General features: G+C 49.3%; 1 rRNA gene. It reads right to left on the bottom strand.

Features of this window, described 5'->3' with window-relative positions:
- A 23S ribosomal RNA gene (locus HF569_RS12810) occupies window positions 1-227 on the bottom strand; the annotation flags it as partial.

Raw genomic sequence — 227 nt, 5'->3', positions numbered from 1 at the left:
TCCGACCACGTTTCACGTGTGTGGCCGTACTCAGGATCCTGAACTGAGGGTCAACGATTTCATCTACGGGGGTATCACCCTCTGTGCCGAGCCTTCCCAGACTCTTCGATTATCATTGACTTTGGTAACTCAAATGTTCAGTCCTACAACCCCAAAGAGCAAGCTCTTTGGTTTGGGCTATTCCCCGTTCGCTCGCCGCTACTTAGGGAATCGATTTTTCTTTCTAT

Source organism: Levilactobacillus tujiorum, from assembly GCF_012641185.1.
GTDB lineage: Bacteria > Bacillota > Bacilli > Lactobacillales > Lactobacillaceae > Levilactobacillus > Levilactobacillus tujiorum.
Note: the sequence above shows the minus strand (reverse complement) of the source record. Positions and strands in the feature narration are given on the sequence as shown.